At 67.7% G+C, this 16,419-nt stretch carries 16 protein-coding genes; 6 read left to right on the top strand and 10 right to left on the bottom strand.

All coding sequences use genetic code 11. The annotated features are described in order from the left end of the window. The 6 genes from AB4059_RS04315 to AB4059_RS04290 form a co-directional block, all read right to left on the bottom strand. Positions 1 to 837 carry a phosphatidate cytidylyltransferase gene (locus AB4059_RS04315; protein ID WP_498976917.1) on the bottom strand — a complete coding sequence of 279 codons (837 nt, stop codon included), beginning with the start codon at positions 835 to 837 and terminating at the stop codon, positions 1 to 3. Further along, on the bottom strand, positions 834 to 1,607 hold the full coding sequence (gene uppS / locus AB4059_RS04310) for a polyprenyl diphosphate synthase (RefSeq protein WP_498976915.1): 774 nt from the start codon (positions 1,605 to 1,607) through the stop codon (positions 834 to 836). Before uppS ends, AB4059_RS04315 begins: the two co-directional genes overlap by 4 nt. A gap of 13 nt (positions 1,608 to 1,620) precedes the next feature. Further along, positions 1,621 to 2,178, bottom strand: a complete 558-nt coding sequence (gene frr, locus AB4059_RS04305; RefSeq protein ID WP_498961359.1) for a ribosome recycling factor — start codon at positions 2,176 to 2,178, stop codon at positions 1,621 to 1,623. 79 nt (positions 2,179 to 2,257) lie between these two features. Next, positions 2,258 to 3,172, bottom strand: a complete 915-nt coding sequence (locus AB4059_RS04300) for a cation diffusion facilitator family transporter (RefSeq protein ID WP_498976913.1) — start codon at positions 3,170 to 3,172, stop codon at positions 2,258 to 2,260. A gap of 8 nt (positions 3,173 to 3,180) precedes the next feature. After that, positions 3,181 to 3,903, bottom strand: coding sequence for a UMP kinase (gene pyrH / locus AB4059_RS04295; RefSeq protein ID WP_498976911.1), 723 nt, complete (start codon positions 3,901 to 3,903; stop codon positions 3,181 to 3,183). A gap of 77 nt (positions 3,904 to 3,980) precedes the next feature. Further along, a complete protein-coding gene (locus AB4059_RS04290) occupies positions 3,981 to 4,391 on the bottom strand; it encodes a DoxX family protein (RefSeq protein WP_498976909.1) in 411 nt (136 codons plus the stop codon). Between the two features lie 75 nt (positions 4,392 to 4,466). Here AB4059_RS04290 and AB4059_RS04285 point away from each other — a divergent pair, with 75 nt between their 5' ends. Continuing rightward, a complete protein-coding gene (locus AB4059_RS04285; protein WP_498976907.1) occupies positions 4,467 to 5,345 on the top strand; it encodes a LysR family transcriptional regulator in 879 nt (292 codons plus the stop codon). Positions 5,346 to 5,424: 79 nt separating this feature from the next. On the opposite strand, the gene tsf is transcribed toward AB4059_RS04285, so the two are convergent. Both tsf and rpsB read right to left on the bottom strand, forming a co-directional pair. After that, complete coding sequence (tsf, locus tag AB4059_RS04280) at positions 5,425 to 6,306, bottom strand: translation elongation factor Ts (protein WP_498961370.1); 882 nt, start codon at positions 6,304 to 6,306, stop codon at positions 5,425 to 5,427. 104 nt (positions 6,307 to 6,410) lie between these two features. Continuing rightward, positions 6,411 to 7,226: a 30S ribosomal protein S2 gene (rpsB, locus tag AB4059_RS04275; RefSeq protein WP_498961372.1), complete on the bottom strand. Its 816-nt coding sequence runs from the start codon at positions 7,224 to 7,226 to the stop codon at positions 6,411 to 6,413. A 295-nt stretch (positions 7,227 to 7,521) separates the two neighbouring features. Between rpsB and map the strand changes: the two genes are divergently transcribed. From map to dapE, 5 genes are read left to right on the top strand one after another with little or no spacing between them, the layout of a single operon-like run. Next, positions 7,522 to 8,298 carry a type I methionyl aminopeptidase gene (gene map, locus AB4059_RS04270; RefSeq protein WP_498961374.1) on the top strand — a complete coding sequence of 259 codons (777 nt, stop codon included), beginning with the start codon at positions 7,522 to 7,524 and terminating at the stop codon, positions 8,296 to 8,298. After that, a complete protein-coding gene (glnD, locus tag AB4059_RS04265) occupies positions 8,295 to 10,937 on the top strand; it encodes a [protein-PII] uridylyltransferase (protein ID WP_498976905.1) in 2,643 nt (880 codons plus the stop codon). The genes map and glnD overlap by 4 nt, the downstream gene beginning before the upstream one ends. Next, positions 10,934 to 11,818, top strand: a complete 885-nt coding sequence (gene dapD, locus AB4059_RS04260) for a 2,3,4,5-tetrahydropyridine-2,6-dicarboxylate N-succinyltransferase (RefSeq protein ID WP_498976903.1) — start codon at positions 10,934 to 10,936, stop codon at positions 11,816 to 11,818. Before glnD ends, dapD begins: the two co-directional genes overlap by 4 nt. Positions 11,819 to 11,821: 3 nt before the next feature. Continuing rightward, positions 11,822 to 12,181 carry an arsenate reductase gene (locus AB4059_RS04255; protein WP_498976901.1) on the top strand — a complete coding sequence of 120 codons (360 nt, stop codon included), beginning with the start codon at positions 11,822 to 11,824 and terminating at the stop codon, positions 12,179 to 12,181. Then, positions 12,178 to 13,305: a succinyl-diaminopimelate desuccinylase gene (gene dapE / locus AB4059_RS04250; protein WP_498976899.1), complete on the top strand. Its 1,128-nt coding sequence runs from the start codon at positions 12,178 to 12,180 to the stop codon at positions 13,303 to 13,305. Before AB4059_RS04255 ends, dapE begins: the two co-directional genes overlap by 4 nt. Before the next feature lie 18 nt (positions 13,306 to 13,323). Here dapE and AB4059_RS04245 read toward each other — a convergent pair whose 3' ends face one another. Both AB4059_RS04245 and AB4059_RS04240 read right to left on the bottom strand, forming a co-directional pair. Further along, entirely contained in the window at positions 13,324 to 13,971 is a 648-nt protein-coding gene (locus tag AB4059_RS04245) for an OmpW/AlkL family protein (RefSeq protein WP_498976897.1), read from the bottom strand. 98 nt (positions 13,972 to 14,069) lie between these two features. Beyond that, on the bottom strand, positions 14,070 to 16,418 hold the full coding sequence (locus AB4059_RS04240) for a penicillin acylase family protein (RefSeq protein WP_498976895.1): 2,349 nt from the start codon (positions 16,416 to 16,418) through the stop codon (positions 14,070 to 14,072). Between the last annotated feature and the right edge of the window lies 1 nt (position 16,419).

The following is a 16,419-nucleotide window of genomic DNA, read 5'->3' as shown; positions in this document are numbered from 1 at the left end:
TCAGAAGCCGAGCAGGCCCTTGCCGAGGGCGAACACGGGCAGGGCGGCCAGCACGCTGTCGATGCGATCGAGGATGCCGCCGTGGCCGGGGATCAGGTCGCCCGAATCCTTCGCACCGACATGCCGCTTGAGCAGGCTCTCGAACAGATCGCCGACCACCGAGAACAACACGGTGACCACGACCACGAGCGCGACCCACGGCAGCTGCGCGACCGTCGCGCCGGCGAAGGGCGCTGCGATCAAGGCGATGACGACCGAAGCCACCATCCCGCCGACCAGGCCTTCGATCGTCTTGTTCGGGCTGATGCGCGGGCTGAGCTTGTGCTTGCCGAACCGGCGGCCTGCGAAATACGCACCGCTGTCCGCGCCCCAGATCACCAGCAACGCGATCAGCAACCAGCGATGGCCGTTGGGCTGCCCGCCGTGGATGAGCGCGAGCGCGCACCAGGCCGGCACCACCGCCAGCGTGCCCGCGGCGAGCTTGAACATGCGCGCGTGCGTGTCGTGGTCGGAGGCGAAGCTGTAATTCTTCAGCCACAGCAGCGACAGCAGCCACCAGACCACGCCCACGACGGTGGCGACCTGGAAGAGCACGAAGCTGTAACCGGTGCCCGAGCGCGAGGCCCAGACGATGGCGACCATCAGCGCGAGGTTGGCGACCAGCAGCACGCTGCGATGGAGCGTGTCGTCGATCTCGGCCAGGCGGAACCATTCCCACAGCCCGGCGAGGAACAGGACCGCCGCGCAGGCGACGAGCCACGGCGTGTCGAGGAACAACACGAGCGCGATCGCGAGCGGGGTCATGATCATCGCGGCCAGCAGTCGCGTGCGGGTCATTCGGGGGTCCCGTGGTCGGGTGGCAGTGGGAAGGACGCGGAAACCTGCGCCCCGGTGAGACCGAAGCGCCGCTCTCGCATCGCGTAGTCGGCCAGGGCCTCGCGGAGTGTGGCGGCATCCACGTCCGGCCACAACGTTTCAGTGAACCACAGCTCGGTGTACGCCAGCTGCCAGAGCAGGAAGTTGCTCACCCTCACGTCACCGCCGGTGCGGATGAACAGATCGGGCGGGGGAAGATCGGCCAGCGCGATGCGCGATGCGAACGCCTTCTCGTCGATGTCCTCGGCCTTCACGCGGCCGGCGGCGACATCGGCGGCCAGCGAACGCGCGGCGTTGACGATGTCCCAGCGGCCGCCGTAACTGGCGGCGATGGTCAGGTGCAGGACGTCGTTGCCGCGCGTGGTCGACTCGGCGGCATCCATGCGCGCGCGAATCGCGGCAGCGAACAGTTCACGTTGCCCGATGAAGCGGATGCGCACGCCGCGGCGGTGCAGTTCCTCCACTTCGCGCTCCAGCGCGTTGAGGAACAACTTCATCAGCGCGCCGACTTCCTCCTCCGGCCGCCCCCAGTTTTCGCTGGAGAAGGCGAACAGGGTGAGCGCGTGGATGCGGTGCTCGATGCAGAAATCCACGCACTTCTGGACCGCGCGCGCGCCGGCGCGATGGCCGATGGCGCGCGGACGGCGACGGCGTTCGGCCCAACGGCCGTTGCCGTCCATGATCACGGCGAGGTGGCGCGGAATGCGCGCCGGCGATGCGTCGGAAGACATGCGAACCGTGGCGTCAGACCGCCATCAGTTCCTGTTCCTTGGCCTTGACCACCTCGTCGACATCCTTGATCGCCTTGTCGGTGAGCTTCTGGATGTCGGCTTCGCTGTTGCGCTCTTCGTCTTCGGTGATCTGCTTGTCCTTCAGCAGTTCCTTGATTTGGTGGTTGGCATCGCGGCGGATGTTGCGGATCGCGATCTTCGCGTCCTCGCCGCCGGCGTGCACGTGCTTGGACAGTTCCTTGCGGCGCTCTTCGGTGAGCGGCGGCAGGTTGATGCGGATGGTGGTGCCCGCCGTGTTCGGGGTCAGGCCGAGGTCGGAGGCGAAGATCGCCTTCTCGACGACCGCGACCATGGGCTTCTCCCACGGGGTGATGGTCAGCGTGCGCGCATCGGCGACGGCGACCGTGGCGACCTGGCTCAGCGGCATTTCCGAGCCGTAGTAGTTGACCTTCAGGTGGTCGACCAGCGCGGAGGTGGCGCGACCGGTGCGGAGCTTGGTGAGTTCCTGCCGGAAGGCATCCACGCTCTTCTGCATGCGGGCGGTGGCGTCTTTCTTGATGTCGCTGAGCATCGCGGGCTCCGGGTCCTTTCGATCAGCCCGGGATTATAAGGGGTCGAACAGCCGGTTCCCCCTGCCGAAGGGCCGGGCCTTAGTAATGGGGGGCCTTGTCGTGCTCGTCGTGGCAGCCCGTACCGAACTCGATCTGCAGCGTCGGGTGGTTGATCCCGAAGCGTTCGTCGAGATCGTGGGACACCGAATCGATGAAGACGTCGTGGTCCTGCGCATTGGCGCGGACCAGGTGCGCGGTCATGGCCACTTCGCCCGCGCCCAGCGACCAGATGTGCACGTGGTGTACGGCGGTCACGCCGGGGCAGGAGCCCAGGAAGGCGCGGACCTGCGCCTGGTCGATCTGGCGCGGCACGGCATCCATCGCCGCGTTGAAGCTGTCGCGCAGCAGGCCGAAGGCGCTGACGGCCACGACCGCGCCGACCAGCAGCGCGGTGAGCGGATCCAGCCAACGCCAGCCGAAGGCCAGCATGCCCGCGCCCGCGAGCACGGCCGCGAGGGACACGGCGGCATCGGCGATCAGGTGCAGGAACGCGCCCCGACGGTTGAGATCGTCGTGGCCGCCATGCATGAACCACGCGGCGCCGAGGTTCACGGCGATGCCGATGGCGGCGACCACCATCACCGTCGTGCCCGGTACTTCGGGCGGCGAGACGAAACGCCGCACCGCTTCCCAGGCGAGCGCGCCGGAAAATCCGGCGAGCACGATGGCGTTGGCCAGCGGTGAGAGCAACGTCGCGCGACGCCATCCGTAGGTGTGCCGCTCGGTGGGCTTGCGCTTGGCGAGCACGGCCGCGCCCCAGGCCAGACCGAGGCCGAGCACGTCGCCGAAGTTGTGCAGCGCATCGGACAGCAGCGCGAGCGAATTGGTCGCGAAACCGTAGCCGGCTTCGAGCACGGTGTAGGCGAGGTTGAGCAGCGTCACCCACGCGAAGGCGCGGATGCCGGCATCCCCGTGGTGGTGGTCGTGCGCGTCGTGCGAATGCCCGGCGCCCATGCCCGGCCTCAGCCCCGGCCGCGGACGAGCGTGCCGATGTTTTCGCCGCGCAGGATCTTCAACAGCACGCCCGGTTGCGACATGTCGAAGATGCGCAGCGGCAGGTCGCTGTCGCGCGCCAGTGCGAAGGCGGCGGTGTCCATCACCTGCAGGTCGCGCGAGATGACTTCGTCGTAGGTCAGCGAGTCGAAACGCACGGCGTCCTTGTGCTTCTTCGGATCCTTGTCGTAGACGCCGTCGACTTTCGTGGCCTTGAGCAGGAGGTCGGCGCCGATCTCGATCGCGCGCAGCGCGGCGCCCGAATCGGTGGTGAAGAACGGCGCGCCCACGCCCGCGGCGAAAATGGTGATGCGGCCCTTCTCCAGGTGCCGGATCGCGCGGCGGCGGATGTAGTCCTCGCACACGTCGTTGATCTTGATCGCGCTCATCACGCGCGCGCGGCCGCCGCGTTTTTCGAGCGCGTCCTGCATCGCCAGCGCGTTGATGACGGTGGCGAGCATGCCCATCTGGTCGCCGGTCACGCGGTCCATGCCGCCGGCGGCCAGGCCCGCGCCGCGGAAGATGTTGCCGCCGCCGAGCACCAGTGCGATTTCGGCGCCGGCTTCGCGCGCTTCCATCACTTCGTCGGCGAGCCGGCCGATGACCTTGGGGTCGATGCCGTAGTCCTCATCGCCCATCAACGCTTCGCCGGACAGCTTGAGCAGGACACGGCGACAGGCGAGCTGGGACATCGGCGACTCCACGGGGGCAAGGGAAAATCCTCGGCGATTCTAGCCGATGGCCAAAGCCCGCCCCATGCCCCGGCCGATCATGCGCGTGCGTCCAGGGTCAGGGCGCCGCTGCGGGCCAGCGCGTAATCGCCATCGCCCGACAGCCAGAGCACGATCGACACGACGATCAGGAACAGCGGGTATTCCCAGCCGCCGCCTGTGGCGGTGAACACCCAACCATTCGGCACGTGGGTCCACAGCGCGACGGCGAGGATCGGCACGAGCAGCAGTGCGACCTGCCGCGCATAGACGCCGGCGAGGATCGCCAGTCCGCCGGCGATTTCCGCGACGACGACCGGGTAGGCGAGAAACCCGGGGATGCCCTTGGATTCGAAGAAGGCGGCCGTGCCGGGCAGGGTGAAGACGAGGATCTTGAGCAGGGCGTGCGACAACCACATCGCGGCCAGCGCGAGGCGGAGCAGCAGCGGGGCGTACTGGCGGGTGTTCACGGGAGACTCCGGTTGCGGGGAAGGTGCCGGAACTCTAGGATTGCGGGCGCGCAATCGGAATATGTGGAATCACAAATGGCCGTTGCATCCGTGCAATACGAGCTTGGGCCCGCGGATCTGCGTGTCGTCCTTGCCCTCGCGCGGCGGGGAACCCTCGCGGCGGCCGGCGAATTGCTGGGCGTGGATGCGTCCACGGTGTTCCGCGCGCTGCAACGCGTGGAGAAGGGATTGCAGCAGCGCCTGTTCGAACGCACGCGCGCCGGCTATCGACCGAGCGAATTGGGTGCGCAGCTGGCGCGGCACGCCGAACGCATCGAAACCGAACTCGACACGGCGCGCGGCATTGCGCAGGCGCCGGGGCAGGCGGTGTCGGGTACGGTGCGCATCAGCACGACCGACACCTTGCTGCACGGCCTCGTGCTGCCGGCGCTGCGCGATCTGTCGCAGACGCATCCGCTGCTGTCGTTCGAAATCAACGCGAGCCACGAACTCGCAAGCCTGACCAAGCGCGACGCGGACATCGCTTTGCGCGCGACCTTGCGTCCACCCGATCACGTCGTCGGTAAACACCTGGGCACGATTCGCGTCGCGATCTATGGCGCGCGTACGCGTGGCCGCAAGCCCGATCCCGCGACGAGCCCGTGGATCGCGCCCGACGAAGCGCTTCCGCAACACCAGAGCGTGCTGTGGCGCAAACGCCACATGCCCGGCATCGTTCCGCGCGTGCAGGTGAACAGCATCCTGTCGGTCGCCGAGGGCATCGCCGCGGGCCTTGGCGTCGGCGTGCTCCCCTTGTTCCTCGCACGCGATCGCAGCGATCTGGTCGCGCTCACCGAACCCCTCGCGGATGCCGAAACGCAACTGTGGTCGCTCACGCATCCCGAATCGCGACACCTGCGGCGCATCGCGACAGTGGCGCAACATCTGGCGGGCAATATCGCGCTGCCGGATTGAGGGATGGTGTTCGGTGGTCGAACAACAAAAAACCCGCGGTTGCCCGCGGGTTTTTCGTCCCAACGCTTGTCGCGATGGATCAGACCTGCATGGCCTTGGCCACTTCGGCTGCGTAGTCTTCCTTCACCTTCTCGATGCCTTCGCCGACGGCCAGGCGCTGGAAGCCGACGACATCGGCGCCGGCGGCCTTCGCCGTGGCTTCGACCGTCTTGTCCTGGTCCAGCGCGTAGGGCTGGCCGTACAGCGTCACTTCGTTGACGATCTTCGCGATCTTGCCGCTGATGATCTTCTCGAGGATTTCGGCCGGCTTCTGCTTGTCCTTGTCGGACATCTTGGCCAGTTCGATTTCCTTTTCCTTCGCGACGAAGTCGGCCGGCACGTCGGCCGCCTTGTTGTACGGCGGGTTCAACGCGGCGATGTGCATCGCGATGCCGCGCGCCAGGTCGGCGTCGCCGCCCTTGAGTTCGACCAGCACGCCGATCTTGTTGCCGGTGTGCACGTAGGCCGCGACGTTGTTGGCGGTGTCGATGCGCACGAGGCGACGGACCTGCACGTTTTCGCCGACCTTGGAGATGACGGCGGCGCGCGCTTCTTCGACCGTTTCGCCCGACGGCATCTTCGCGCTCTTCAGGGCTTCGACGTCGGCGGCGCCGGAGGCCAGCGCGGTCTGCGCGACGGCATCGGCGAAGTTGATGAAGTTGCCGTCCTTCGCGACGAAGTCGGTTTCGGAGTTGATCTCCACCAGCACGGCCTTGTTGCCCGACTGGGCGACCGAGACGCGACCTTCGGCGGCCACGCGGCCGGCCTTCTTGTCGGCCTTGGCCAGGCCCGACTTGCGCAGCCATTCGGCCGAAGCTTCGATGTCGCCGTTGTTTTCGGTGAGCGCCTTCTTGCACTCCATCATGCCGGCGCCGGTGCGCTCGCGCAGTTCCTTGACGAGGGAAGCGGTGATTTCAGCCATGGGGGTTCCTCTTGGAAATGAGTACGTCATCCCCGCGCGTGCGGGGATGGCGAAAATGCAGATCGCAGCCGCGCAGTCTTGCGCGGCTACGTGACAGCCGGTGCTTACTCGGCCTTGGCGGCCGGCTTGCGCGGGGCGGGCTTCTTGGCCGGCGCGCGGCGCGGGCCCTTCTTGTCTTCGCCTTCGGCACCGGCGGCTTCGGCGAAGTCTTCTTCGCGGACGTTGGCGGCCGACGGGGCGGCAGCCTTGCCTTCGAGCACGGCGTCGGCCGCGGCGCGGGCGTACAGCTGCACGGCGCGGATGGCGTCGTCGTTGCCCGGGATCGCGTAGTCGACCAGGGCCGGATCGTAGTTGGTGTCGACGACGGCGATGACCGGGATGCCGAGCTTCTTGGCTTCCTTGACGGCGATGTCTTCGTGGCCGATGTCGATCACGAACAGCGCGTCGGGCAGGCGGTTCATGTCCTTGATGCCGCCGAGCGAGGCTTCCAGCTTGTCGCGCTCACGGCGCAGGCCGAGCACTTCGTGCTTGACCAGCTTCTGGAACGTGCCGTCGGTTTCGCCGGCTTCCAGTTCCTTCAGGCGCTGGACCGACTGCTTGACCGTGCGGAAGTTGGTGAGCGTGCCGCCCAGCCAGCGCTGGGTCATGTACGGCATGCTGCAACGCGTGGCTTCTTCCTTGATCGCTTCGCGCGCCGAGCGCTTGGTGCCGACGAACAGGATGGTGCCGCGCTTCTGCGCGATCGCCGAAATGAAGTTCATCGCGTCGGAGAAGAGCGGCATCGTCTTCTCGAGGTTGATGATATGGATCTTGCCGCGGGCGCCGAAGATGTACGGGCCCATCTTGGGATTCCAGTAGCGCGTCTGGTGGCCGAAATGGACGCCGGCTTCCAGCATCTGGCGCATGGTGACCTGGGACATTGCTTGTAACTCCTGACAGTGGAACCTGCCGCCCAATGGGTTGGGGCGGACGATGGTTCCGGGGTTGGGCCTCCCTGGCGCTTCCGCCTCCGAACCTCTTGCGAGGCACCCCGGGGCGGGCTGTTGCGGCAGGTGTGGATTCGAGGGTGGCGCCCCTCGTGGGCGGCTTCCGGGGGCAGGTGCCCGGGGAAGAAGCGGAATTCTAGCGGTTCCGGGCACTTGCGGGCAAGCCGTGGAACGCTCCGGGACGGGGGCGTGATGGCTTCGACGGCCCCCGGGAGGCGATAATCCCCCCATGTCGATCACCATCAAGTCCCCCGAGGACATCGAAAAGATGCGCGTCGCCGGCCGCCTGGCCGCCGAGGTGCTGCAGGTCGTCGCCCCGCACGTGAAGCCGGGCGTGACCACCGCCGAACTGGACCGCATCTGCCACGACCACATCGTCAACGTGCAGCAGGCGATCCCGGCCAACGTGGGTTACCGCGGTTTCCCCGCCACGGTCTGCACGTCGGTCAACAACGTCATCTGCCATGGCATCCCCAGCGAGGCCAAGGTCCTGAAGGACGGCGACATCCTCAACATCGACGTCACCGTCATCAAGGACGGCTGGCATGGCGATACCTCGCGCATGTATTACGTCGGCACGCCGTCGGTGATGGCCAAGCGGCTGGTGGACACCACGCGCGAGGCGATGTTCCGCGGCATCCGCACCGTGAAGCCGGGCGCCACCCTCGGCGACATCGGCAATGCGATCCAGCAGTACGCCGAAGGCGAACGCTTCAGCGTGGTGCGTGAGTACTGCGGCCACGGCATCGGCAAGATCTACCACGAAGACCCGCAGGTGCTGCATTACGGGCGCCCGGGCGAAGGCATGGTGCTCAAGCCGGGCATGACCTTCACGATCGAACCGATGATCAACGAAGGCGCGCGCCACACCAAGCTGCTGCCCGACGGGTGGACCGTGGTCACCAAGGACCGCAAGCTTTCCGCGCAATGGGAGCACACGGTGGTGGTGACCGACGATGGCGTCGAGATCCTCACCCGCGTCCCCGGCGACGACAACGACCTATGAGCGACCCCGCCGCCGCCTCCAGGCCGGCGGCGACTGCGCCGCCGAGTGAACCCGCCGCATGGGCGATGCAGGCGCGCGCGCGCTTGGTCGAGGCCGACGCCGCACTCGCCGCGCGCTTCGACCGCAACGAAGACATCGACACGCTGCTGCGCGACCGCGCGATGGCCGTCGATGCGATCGTGCGCGAGGCCTGGTCGCAATGCATCACCGACGACGCGAAGCTCGCCCTGTTCGCCGTCGGCGGCTACGGCCGCGGCGAGTTGTACCCGCAATCGGACATCGACCTGCTCGTGCTGGCCGAACCCGACGCGCAGGCCGCGCAGCACGACGCGCTCGCGCGCTTCTTCGCGCTGCTCTGGGATGCGGGCCTGCCGACCGGGCACGCCGTGCGCTCGCACAACGAATGCACCGCCGCCGCGCGCGAAGACATCACCGTGCTCACCGCCCTGTCCGAAGCGCGCCCGCTGGTCGCCGACGAACACGACCTGCGCGCGCTGCTGCACGCGATCGACACGCGCCACGTCTGGCCCGCGCGCGAATATTTCCGCGCCAAGCGCGAGGAACAACGCGTGCGCCAGGCGCGCTTCGGCGACACCTCGGACAATCTCGAACCCAATCTCAAGGAAGGCCCGGGCGGCCTGCGCGACATCCAGACGCTGCGCTGGATGGCCTTGCGCGTACTCGGCCAGCGCGATGCGCAGGGCATGATCGCGCTCGGGCAACTGGGCGCCGACGAATACGCCACGCTCGAACGCGAGCGCCGCGCACTCGCACGCCTGCGCTACGGCCTGCACCTGGTGGCCGGTCGCCGCGAAGAACGCCTGCGCTTCGATCACCAGAAGACGCTGGCCGCGCGCCTGGGCCACGTCGACGCCGACGGCACGCTCGCCGTCGAGCAGATGATGCAGGGCTTCTATCGCAGCGCGTCGATCGTGCTGCGCATCAACGACCGGTTGCTGCAACGTTTCGAAGAACAACTCGAAGGCGAGGTCGCGCCCGAGCCGATCGATGCGGCGTTCGAATTGCGTCGCGGCTACCTCGCCGCGCGCGATCCACAGTGGCCCGAAGGCGACACCGCGGCCATCTTCGCGTTGTTCGCGACCTGGGCGGCGCAACCGCGCATCCGTGGCCTGCATTCGCAAACCGCGCGCGCGTTGGCCGAATCCTTGCCCACGATCCCCGCGTATACCGACGCGACGCCGGCGTTGCGCGCGCGGTTCATTGCGCTGCTGCGTGGGCCGCAAGCAGTGGAAACCGTCGCGCGTCTTGCCCGGCTCGGCGTGCTCGCACGTTGGCTGCCGGCGTTCGCGCAGGTCTCCGGGCGCATGCAGTTCGACCTGTTCCATGTCTTCACCGTCGACCAGCACACGCTCGCGGTGCTGCGCAACATCGCCGGGTTCGCCGCCGGCACGCAGGACGAGCGCTTCTCGATCGCGCATGAAGTCCACCCGCGCCTGCGCAAGCCGGAGTTGTTGCTGCTCGCCGGTCTCTTCCACGACATCGCGAAAGGGCGGGGCGGCGACCATTCCGAACTCGGCGCGGTCGACGCGCGCGAATTCGGCATCGCGCACGGCCTGAGCGAGGCCGACACCGAATTGATCGCCTGGCTCGTGCGCAAGCACCTGCTGATGTCGGTGACCGCGCAGAAGCAGGACATCTCCGACCCGGAGGTCATCCATCGCTTCGCGCATGAGGTCGCCGATCGCGAACGGCTCGACCTGTTGTATCTGCTGACCTGCGCCGACATCGCCGGCACGTCGCCGAAGTTGTGGAACGCGTGGAAGGATCGGTTGCTGGCCGATCTGTACACGGCGACACGCCTGGCCTTGCGCCGCGGCCTGGAACATCCGGTCGCCGCCGCCGATCGCATCGCCGAATCGCGCGCCGCCGCGCAGGTGTTGCTCGCGGAGTTCGGCATCCTGTCCGATGAAGCGCAGCGCTTGTTCGCGCTGATGCCCGATGAAACCTTCCTGCGCGCGCGGCCCGACCAGATCGCCTGGCAGGCCACCGTTGTGCGTGGCGCGAAGGCCGAGGGTGTGCGGGTCAGTGCTCGCACCTTGAACGCGCAGGGCGCGGCGCGCATCGGTGCGCTGGAAGTGTTCGTGCTCGCGCCCGATCGCGACGGCCTGTTCGCGGCGATCGTCGCCACGCTGGATCGCGCGGGACTGGCGATCATGCAGGCGCGTCTGTTCGACGGCCCGGATGCGCGCGTGTTCGATACCTTCGAAGTGCTGCCGGCCGAAGGCCAGCGCGCGGTCGCGGCCGAAGATGTCGAACGCCGCATGGCGGGCGCACTCGCCGTCGCCGACCTGGACACGATCAAGCCGGTGCGCCGCAACCAGCCGCGGCACCTGCGACACTTCCGCATCGCACCGCAGATCGGGTTCGTCGACGCGGCCGACGGGCGCCGCACCTTGCTCAGCCTGGTCTGCACCGACCGGCCGGGGCTTCTCGCCGATGTCACGCAAGTCTTCCGTGCGCAGCGCCTGCGCGTGCACGATGCCCGCATCGCGACCTTCGGCGCACGCGCCGAGGATGTCTTCCAACTCACCGACGAGCGCGACCAGGCGCTCGACGACGCGCGTCGCGACGCCCTGCGCGCGGCGCTGTCGGCCTTATTCGATGGAGATCCACGATGACCGTCCGCAAGACCACGAGGAAGAAGGCCGCCGCGCCGCAGCCCGCACCGGGCCTGAGCGTGGAGGAGTTGAAGTTCCACATCGACAGTGCGTGGGAACGCCGCACGATGCTGACGCCCGAGGAAATCGAGTGGGCCACGCGCCCCTCGGTCGAACGCGTGATCGAAGGCATGGAGAGCGGCGAGTTCCGCGTCGCCGAGCCCGATGGCAAGGGCGGCTGGCAGGTCAACGAGTGGCTGAAGAAAGCGGTGCTGCTGTACTTCCGCACGCGCGACATGACGTTGATGGAAGGCGAGCCGGCGCCGTTCTGGGACAAGGTGCCGCTGCGCTTCCAGGGGTTCGGCGAATCGCAGTTCCGAAAGCTCGGCGTGCGCGTGGTGCCGGGCACGGTGGTGCGCCGCGGATCCTACCTGGGCAAGGACGTCGTGTTGATGCCGAGCTTCGTGAACATCGGCGCGCATGTGGGCGCGAACACGATGGTCGATACCTGGGCGACGGTGGGTTCGTGCGCGCAGGTGGGCAAGCATTGCCATATTTCCGGCGGCGCGGGCATCGGTGGCGTGCTGGAGCCGCTGCAGGCCTCGCCGACGATCATCGAGGATCATTGCTTCATCGGTGCGCGCTCCGAAGTCGTCGAAGGCGTGGTCGTCGGCCACCACAGCGTGATCGGCATGGGCGTCTTCCTCGGCCAGAGCACGCGCATCTACAACCGCGCGACGAAGGAAATCACCTACGGTTACGTGCCGCCGGGCTCGGTGGTCGTGTCCGGTTCGCTGCCCGCGGCCGATGGCACGCATTCGCTGTATTGCGCGGTGATCGTCAAGCAGGTCGATGCGAAGACGCGCGCGAAGACGTCGATCAACGAATTGCTCCGCGGGTAAGCGATGACCACTCTCTACGGCTTGTCCAACTGCGATACCTGCAAGAAGGCGCGCAACTGGTTGGAGCGCTTCGGGATCGAACATACCTTCGTCGACTATCGCGACCACCGCCAGTCCGCGGCCACGCTGGCCGGCTGGGCGCAGCAGGCGGGGAGCTGGGAGGCGTTGATCAACAAGTCTTCGACCACGTGGCGCGAACTGCCGCCGGCCCGCAAGACGCCGGCCAGCGACCCGGAATGGCAGTTGTTGCTGAAGGAATATCCGCAGCTGATCCGCCGCCCGGTCGTCGTGACCGACGATGGCACGGTGACGCAGGGATTCACCGATAGCGGCTTCAAGCTGCGCTTCGGAGTGCGCAAGTGAGCGATGTGCTCGCGTTGACGAAGGCGTTGATCGAACGCGCGTCGGTCACGCCGGACGATGCGGGTTGCCAGGCGATGCTGTCGCAGCGTCTGTCGCATGCGGGGTTCGCATGCGAATCGCTGCGCTTCGGCGACGTCGACAACCTGTGGGCGACGCATGGCAGCGATGGCCCGGTACTGGTGTTCCTCGGCCACACCGACGTCGTGCCGCCGGGCCCGCGCGAAGCATGGGCGAGCGATCCCTTCGTCCCCACCGAACGCGACGGCCTGCTGTACGGCCGTGGTACGGCCGACATGAAAGGCAGCGTCGCGGCTTTCGTCGTCGCGCTGGAGCGTTTCGTCGCCGAGCATCCTTCGCATCGCGGCACGGTGGCGATGCTCGTGACCTCCGACGAAGAGGGCGACGCCATCGATGGCGTGCGTCGCGTCGCCGATGTGTTCCGCGAACGCGGGCAACGCATCGACTGGTGCGTGACGGGCGAGCCCTCGTCGAAAGCGAAACTCGGCGACCTGCTGCGCGTCGGCCGCCGCGGCACGTTGTCGGCGACCATGAGCGTCCGCGGCATCCAGGGGCACGTGGCGTATCCGGACAAGGCGCGCAACCCGATCCACCAGGCGCTGCCCGCGTTCGCCGAACTCGTGGCCCGCAAGTGGGACGAGGGCTTCGAAACCTTTCCGCCCACCAGCCTGCAGATCAGCAACATCCATGCCGGCACCGGCGCGAACAACGTGATTCCCGGGGAACTGCAGGTTCTGTTCAACCTGCGCTTCAATCCGCGGTGGAGCGCGGAGAAGCTGGAAGACGAGTGCGAAGCGATCTTCCGCAAGCAGGCGCTCGATTACGCGATCCATTGGCATCGCGGCGGCGAGCCCTTCCACACGCCCGAAGGTCCGCTGCGTGCGGCCGCGCGCGAAGTGCTCGCGCAAGTCGCCGGCTTCGCGCCGGAGGAAAGCACCGGCGGTGGGACGTCGGATGCGCGTTTCATTGCGCCGCTTGGGGCGCAATGCGTGGAGATCGGGCCGGTGAACGCCAGCATCCACAAGGTCGACGAACATGTGTCGATTGCCGACCTCCAGGCGCTCCCGGATCTCTATCTGGCCCTGATGCGCCGGCTCCTGGCGTAGCGAGCCGGCGCGTTCGACTCAGAAGCGATAACCGATGGATACGCCGTAGAACACCTTGTCGGCGCTGACCGACTTCTTGACGATTTCCAGCGACGAGACATCGTTCGAGGAATCCATCCAGCGCACGTCGCCGCGTGCGAACCAACCCTTGGCCAGGGCGACATCGAGGCCGGCGACGGCGGCGAAGCCGTTGTCGTTCGACAGATCCAGGCCCGTGAGTTCGTCGTAGGCCGGGTTCGTGGACACGCTGCCGACGTTGGTCCAATGCCAGCCGGCGCCCACGAACGGCGTGATGCGCCCCATGCCACCGAAGTGGTACTGCGCCATCAGCGTGACCGGCGAGGAGTCGTACGAGGCCAGGTAGATATCCGGGCCGAATTCGGTGTCGATGTGCAACGACTGCCCGGCGTCCGGCGCGGTCCACACTTCGATGGCCCAGTGCGCGTTGATGAACCACGAGGCCGACAGGCTCCACACATCGTCGCCGTCTTCGTGGTCGATCGTCGCCAGCGGGCCCGGCATGGAGATCGCCTGGCCCGCGAGCGGATTGCCGCCGCCATCGAGGTTGCCGTAGCCGGCGGTGAACGCAAAGCCGCCGCCGTCGCTCGCGAACGCAGTGGTCGGCGCGATGGCGAGCGCCAGCGCGATCAGTTTCAATTTGGTCATGCTCGAATCCTTGGGGGGAGGGAAACGCCGCCGAATCGTAGTGGCGCGTTGCCCCCGACCCTTCTCGGATTCGGCCGGTTGGTGCAGACGAAACGTCGCTATTTCAGCGTCAGCGTGTGTTCCGTCGGGCCCGGGAGAAACGGCGTCGGTCGCCCCTGTACCCAGTCTTCGTGTCCCGCGCCCCAATACGGCGACAGCGGACTGCCGCTCTGTCCACCGGGCATGTGGAAGATCCCCTCGGCTTCGTGGCCCGGCGAGACCACCATGCGTTCGGAGGCGCCGTTGTCGGGCGATTGCGCCCGGGGCGTCGTTGCATCGCCATCCAGCGCCTGCGCCGGCATGCACAACACTCGGCGCGCGAAGAACAAGGCACGCGCCAACGGATGACAGATGCGCGCGGTGTTCGCCTCGCCCCAGGTGCGCTCGGCAAGCGGGCCTTCGTGTTCCAGGTCCGCGCGCACTTCCTTCGCCGCATCTTCGAACAACGCCGTCCACGTCGCGTAGCGCCGTGGCAACAGATGCATCGGCCGCTGCGAGACGAGCGGCCACGCAACGCCTTCGAATTGCGGCATCTGCGGCATCGTGAAGTCCTGCCCGAGTTCGGCCTGCGCCGGCGCGGTCAGCCCGTCGGCCAGGCGATCGTGCACCGCGCGCCGCCATGCCTTCGCGATGCGGAAGCTCACCGACGAGGGCTCGGCGCGGCCTTCCCAGTGGCGCGACGCTTCCGCCAGCGCATGCAGCGCGGGCGTGCCGTCGGCCTTCGCCTGCGATTGCAGGAGTTCCCACCAACGCTGCAGGAACACCGCGCGATCGTCGAGCTGGATCGCGAGCAACGCGCGTTCGTCGAACTGCGGGCGCTCGAACAGATCGTGCTTGATCCGGTTCGCGCGCACGCCGAGCCAGAAGTTGCCGTCGTACAGGCGCGCCGCGCCCGGACGATCCTGGATGACGCGCGCGTTCGCGCTCCACAGGCGCGCGGAAATCGGCCGCGCCACCACGGGCGAGGCGTCCAGCCGCACGCCCCAGGGCGCGCATGTTCCTGCATCGGGCATCGGTGCATCGCAACCGGCCACGCGTTGCGGCAATGGGCCGATCACGCGCCACGCGATGTCCTTCTTGCCCGCGACCAGCAGGTTCTGCGCCGGAATCGCGGCGCGATTCGCACGCAGCAGGGCATCGTCGACATCGCGCGCATACGCCATGTCCATGAACCCCAAGCGCAAGGACCCGGCCAAGTGCGCCGACCAGCGCAGCGCCAGTGCATCGCCATTCTCGGCCTCCGCAAGCACCGGCCCCCACGGCGATTCTTCGACGGCGATGTCGACCGGCGCGCCGCCCGCCACGTCGATGCGCTCGCGATGCACCGCCAAGGGCACGCACGCGTCACCGATGCGATAGCGCGCATCGCCGCACTTCACCAGGCGTCCCCAGTCGGCGTTGTCGATGTAGCCGTTGGTGAAACCCCATGCGACATGCCCGTTGCTGCCGACGACGATCGCGGGCATGCCGGGCAGGGTGACGCCGTTGAGATCGACGCGACCGCCTTCGGCGCGCGCATCGGGATAACGCAAACGCGCGCGGAACCAGATGTTCGGCGCGCGCAGCGCCAGGTGCATGTCGTTGGCGAGGATCGCGCGGCCGTCGCGCGTGGCGTCGCCGCTGACGGCGAAGTTGTTGCTGCCGATCGCGGGCGGATCGGGCAAGGCGTGCACCGATGCGAGCATCGGAACGGGCAGGTCGCGCAGGTTCAACGCGTCCGGGCCGGGCAACACCGCGTCGCCGGTGGGCGCGCCGGTGATCGGCGCATCCCAACTCGACCCATCGTGCGTGAGCAGCGCATACAGCGCCGGCGGAACGTGAGGCTGCAATTTCCACAACGCGAGCTCGCGCTTGTTGGCTGCGTCCTGGAGGTCGAAGTACATCGCGTAGCCGACCAGCGGCGTGTCTTCCGCGCGCCACGGTTGCGGATGTTGTCGCAGGACCAGGTAGGCCCACGGGCGTGCGGACAAGGCGTTCAGGCCGGCATTCACGCCCTGCGCATACGCATCGAGTTGCGCGCGCCGATCGCCCGCGATCTCGTCCAGTCGCTCCTGCACGCGCGCCCGCATCCGATGCACGCGTGCGGCCTTGTCGACTCCCAGCGCGATGTCGCCGAACAGGCCGGACAACTCGCCCGCCGCCGAGCGCCGCATCAGGTCCATCTCGAAGAAGCGTTCCTGCGCGTGCACGTAACCGAGTGCGCGCAGCGCGTCGGTTTCGTTGCTCGCATCGATGGTGACCACGCCGAGCGCATCGCGCTGGATCGTCACCGGCGCCGAAAGCCCGAGCAGCGATTGCGTTCCGTCCAGGGGCGGCAGGCTCGCGCGCATCGCCAACCATGCGGCGATCAGTGCGATCAGCAACAGCCCGAGCAACCCCAGTGCGATCCGGATGATCCAGCGCCGCATG

The sequence above is a fragment of the Lysobacter sp. 2RAF19 genome, from assembly GCF_052115395.1.
GTDB lineage: Bacteria > Pseudomonadota > Gammaproteobacteria > Xanthomonadales > Xanthomonadaceae > Noviluteimonas.
Note: the sequence above shows the minus strand (reverse complement) of the source record. Positions and strands in the feature narration are given on the sequence as shown.

Coding starts and splice junctions, on each gene's coding strand:
- AB4059_RS04315 (WP_498976917.1), bottom strand. CDS start 837: ATGACCCGCACGCGACTGCTGGCCGCGATGATCATGACCCCGCTCGCG.
- uppS (WP_498976915.1), bottom strand. CDS start 1,607: ATGTCTTCCGACGCATCGCCGGCGCGCATTCCGCGCCACCTCGCCGTG.
- frr (WP_498961359.1), bottom strand. CDS start 2,178: ATGCTCAGCGACATCAAGAAAGACGCCACCGCCCGCATGCAGAAGAGC.
- AB4059_RS04300 (WP_498976913.1), bottom strand. CDS start 3,172: ATGGGCGCCGGGCATTCGCACGACGCGCACGACCACCACCACGGGGAT.
- pyrH (WP_498976911.1), bottom strand. CDS start 3,903: ATGTCCCAGCTCGCCTGTCGCCGTGTCCTGCTCAAGCTGTCCGGCGAA.
- AB4059_RS04285 (WP_498976907.1), top strand. CDS start 4,467: ATGGCCGTTGCATCCGTGCAATACGAGCTTGGGCCCGCGGATCTGCGT.
- tsf (WP_498961370.1), bottom strand. CDS start 6,306: ATGGCTGAAATCACCGCTTCCCTCGTCAAGGAACTGCGCGAGCGCACC.
- rpsB (WP_498961372.1), bottom strand. CDS start 7,226: ATGTCCCAGGTCACCATGCGCCAGATGCTGGAAGCCGGCGTCCATTTC.
- map (WP_498961374.1), top strand. CDS start 7,522: ATGTCGATCACCATCAAGTCCCCCGAGGACATCGAAAAGATGCGCGTC.
- glnD (WP_498976905.1), top strand. CDS start 8,295: ATGAGCGACCCCGCCGCCGCCTCCAGGCCGGCGGCGACTGCGCCGCCG.
- dapD (WP_498976903.1), top strand. CDS start 10,934: ATGACCGTCCGCAAGACCACGAGGAAGAAGGCCGCCGCGCCGCAGCCC.
- AB4059_RS04255 (WP_498976901.1), top strand. CDS start 11,822: ATGACCACTCTCTACGGCTTGTCCAACTGCGATACCTGCAAGAAGGCG.
- AB4059_RS04245 (WP_498976897.1), bottom strand. CDS start 13,971: ATGACCAAATTGAAACTGATCGCGCTGGCGCTCGCCATCGCGCCGACC.
- AB4059_RS04240 (WP_498976895.1), bottom strand. CDS start 16,418: ATGCGGCGCTGGATCATCCGGATCGCACTGGGGTTGCTCGGGCTGTTG.